Source organism: Nitrosomonas sp. ANs5 (genome assembly GCF_050584665.1).
Taxonomy (GTDB): domain Bacteria; phylum Pseudomonadota; class Gammaproteobacteria; order Burkholderiales; family Nitrosomonadaceae; genus Nitrosomonas.
On the sequence record NZ_JBEUDO010000105.1, the window covers coordinates 1 to 3,497 of the forward strand.

A 3,497-nucleotide genomic window follows, 5' to 3' on the forward strand; every position below is an offset into this window, starting at 1 on the left:
TTTGTATTGATCTTTAAAAATTAGTAGATAAATTTGGGTTCGATTGTATCTTTTGAATAAAGATATAAATTTTTTATAATCGAATGAGCGATAACTTGAGCGGAAGTAATAGCTCGAGAAATTTTCAAGATTATAGGATCAAGCAATTAAGTGCATGTGGTGGATGCCTTGGCGATTACAGGCGAAGAAGGACGTGGAAGCCTGCGAAAAGCTTCGGGGAGCTGGCAAACAAGCTTTGATCCGGAGATGTCCGAATGGGAAAACCCACCCGCAAGGGTAACCGCTCCTGAATATATAGGGAGATGGTGGCTAACCTGGTGAACTGAAACATCTAAGTAACCAGAGGAAAAGAAATCAACCGAGATTCCCAGAGTAGTGGCGAGCGAAATGGGAACAGCCTGCAGTTTTTAGCATACAGATTAATCGAATTATATGGAAATATAAGCCATAGTGGGTGATAGCCCCGTAGATGAAAATCTGGATGTGGAACTAGGATTGCGACAAGTAGGGCGGGACACGTGAAATCCTGTCTGAACATGGGGGGACCATCCTCCAAGGCTAAATACTCGTAATCGACCGATAGTGAACCAGTACCGTGAGGGAAAGGCGAAAAGAACCCCGGGAGGGGAGTGAAATAGATCCTGAAACCGCATGCATACAAACAGTGGGAGCCCCAGCTTAAAGAGTCTTCACTTCAATCATATATTTGAATAGTGTAGATAATCATATGCCTATGAAGTCATATAGAGGGCTTTTTAAGCTGGGGTGACTGCGTACCTTTTGTATAATGGGTCAGCGACTTACATTCAGTAGCAAGCTTAACCGATAGGGGAAGCGCAGCGAAAGCGAGTCTTAATAGGGCGTTTAGTTGCTGGGTGTAGACCCGAAACCAGATGATCTACTCATGGCCAGGATGAGGCGAAGGTAATACTTCGTGGAGGTCCGAACCCACTAATGTTGAAAAATTAGGGGATGAGCTGTGAGTAGGGGTGAAAGGCTAAACAAATCTGGAAATAGCTGGTTCTCTCCGAAAACTATTTAGGTAGTGCCTCATATATCACCTCTGGGGGTAGAGCACTGTTATGGCTAGGGGGTCGTCAAGATTTACCAAACCATGGCAAACTCCGAATACCAGAGAGTGTCAGTATGGGAGACAGACATCGGGTGCTAACGTTCGGTGTCGAGAGGGAAACAACCCAGACCCTCAGCTAAGGTCCCAAAGATGCAGTTAAGTGGTAAACGAAGTGGGAAGGCACAGACAGTCAGGAAGTTGGCTTAGAAGCAGCCATCCTTTAAAGAAAGCGTAATAGCTCACTGATCGAGTCGTCCTGCGCGGAAGATGTAACGGGGCTAAACTGCACACCGAAGCTAGGGATTTGCAAGCAATTGCAAATGGTAGGAGAGCGTTCCGTAAGCCTGAGAAGGTGATTCGAGAGGATTGCTGGAGGTATCGGAAGTGCGAATGCTGACATGAGTAGCGATAAAGGAAGTGAAAGGCTTCCTCGCCGAAAACCCAAGGTTTCCTGTGCAACGTTCATCGGCGCAGGGTGAGTCGGCCCCTAAGGTGAGGCAGAAATGCGTAACTGATGGGAAACTGGTTAATATTCCAGTACCTTTATTTAATGCGATGTGGGGACGAAGAAGGCTAGCTTATCCGGGTGTTGGATGTCCCGGTTGAAGCGCGTAGACATGCTGTCCAGGCAAATCCGGACGGCTAAGTTGAGACGTGATAACGAAACTCCTTAGGGAGCCAAGTAAGTGATGCCCTGCTTCCAGGAAAAGCCGCTAAGCTTCAGTTAAATAAAGACCGTACCGTAAACCGACACAGGTGGGTGGGATGAGAATTCTAAGGCGCTTGAGAGAACTCGGGAGAAGGAACTCGGCAAATTGACACCGTAACTTCGGAAGAAGGTGTGCCTCTTGTACGTGTAGCATCTTGCATGTGAAGCGGAAGGAGGTTGCAATAAAAAGGTGGCTGCGACTGTTTAATAAAAACACAGCACTCTGCAAACACGAAAGTGGACGTATAGAGTGTGACGCCTGCCCGGTGCCGGAAGGTTAAGTGATGGGGTGCAAGCTCTTGATCGAAGCCCCGGTAAACGGCGGCCGTAACTATAACGGTCCTAAGGTAGCGAAATTCCTTGTCGGGTAAGTTCCGACCTGCACGAATGGCGTAACGATGGCCACACTGTCTCCTCCCGAGACTCAGCGAAGTTGAAATGTTTGTGAAGATGCAATCTACCCGCGGCTAGACGGAAAGACCCCGTGCACCTTTACTGTAGCTTTACATTGGATTTTGATCATGCTTGTGTAGGATAGGTGGGAGGCTGTGAAGTATGCTCGCTAGAGTGTATGGAGCCAACCTTGAAATACCACCCTGGCATCATTGAGGTTCTAACCTAGGTCCATAATCTGGATCGGGGACCGTGTATGGTAGGCAGTTTGACTGGGGCGGTCTCCTCCCAAAGAGTAACGGAGGAGTGCGAAGGTACGCTAGGTACGGTCGGAAATCGTGCTGATAGTGCAATGGCATAAGCGTGCTTGACTGCGAGACTGACAATTCGAGCAGATGCGAAAGCAGGTCATAGTGATCCGGTGGTTCTGTATGGAAGGGCCATCGCTCAACGGATAAAAGGTACGCCGGGGATAACAGGCTGATTCCTCCCAAGAGTTCATATCGACGGGGGAGTTTGGCACCTCGATGTCGGCTCATCACATCCTGGGGCTGTAGTCGGTCCCAAGGGTATGGCTGTTCGCCATTTAAAGTGGTACGTGAGCTGGGTTTAAAACGTCGTGAGACAGTTTGGTCCCTATCTGCCGTGGGCGTTGGAAGTTTGAGTGGGGCTGCTCCTAGTACGAGAGGACCGGAGTGGACGCACCTCTGGTGTACCGGTTATAACGCCAGTTGTATCGCCGGGTAGCTAAGTGCGGAAGAGATAACCGCTGAAAGCATCTAAGCGGGAAACTTGCCATAAGATAAGACTTCCCGGGAGTTTAACTCCCCTAAAGGTTCGTTGAAGACGACAACGTTGATAGGTCGAGTGTGGAAGCGCAGCAATGCGTTAAGCTAATCGATACTAATTGACCGTGAGGCTTGATCCTATAATCTTGAAAATTTGTATATCAATATAGAATTGATAGTAAATCGACCCATTTTTGACGAAGGAATAGTTCTGATTCCTTCGTTATCCAGTTTTGCTTGGCGGCCATAGCGCTTTGGAACCACCTTTTCCCATCCCGAACAGAGAAGTGAAACGAAGTTGCGCCGATGATAGTGTGTTTTCACATGTGAAAGTAGGTCACCGCCAAGCGCTCGTTTATAGTCAAACGATGATACCTGATTTAGGGTATGCCCTATACCCCTGCGATAAGGTCTATCATCAGTTCCAAATATGTTATCCAGTCACTAAGTTAAATCATTCAATTTAGTGATTGGGTAATCTCACCATCTTCTGATTACGCCTTGCAAAGAGTAATCAAAAATCCTTCCAGATTTT

At 47.6% G+C, this 3,497-nt stretch carries 2 rRNA genes; both read left to right on the forward strand.

The features are described 5' to 3' along the window. Window positions 1–136 precede the first annotated feature (136 nt). Window positions 137–3,102, forward strand: a 23S ribosomal RNA gene (locus ABTW62_RS13645). A 96-nt stretch (window positions 3,103–3,198) separates the two neighbouring features. Continuing rightward, window positions 3,199–3,311 (forward strand): 5S ribosomal RNA (gene rrf, locus ABTW62_RS13650). The last annotated feature ends 186 nt before the right edge of the window (window positions 3,312–3,497 follow it).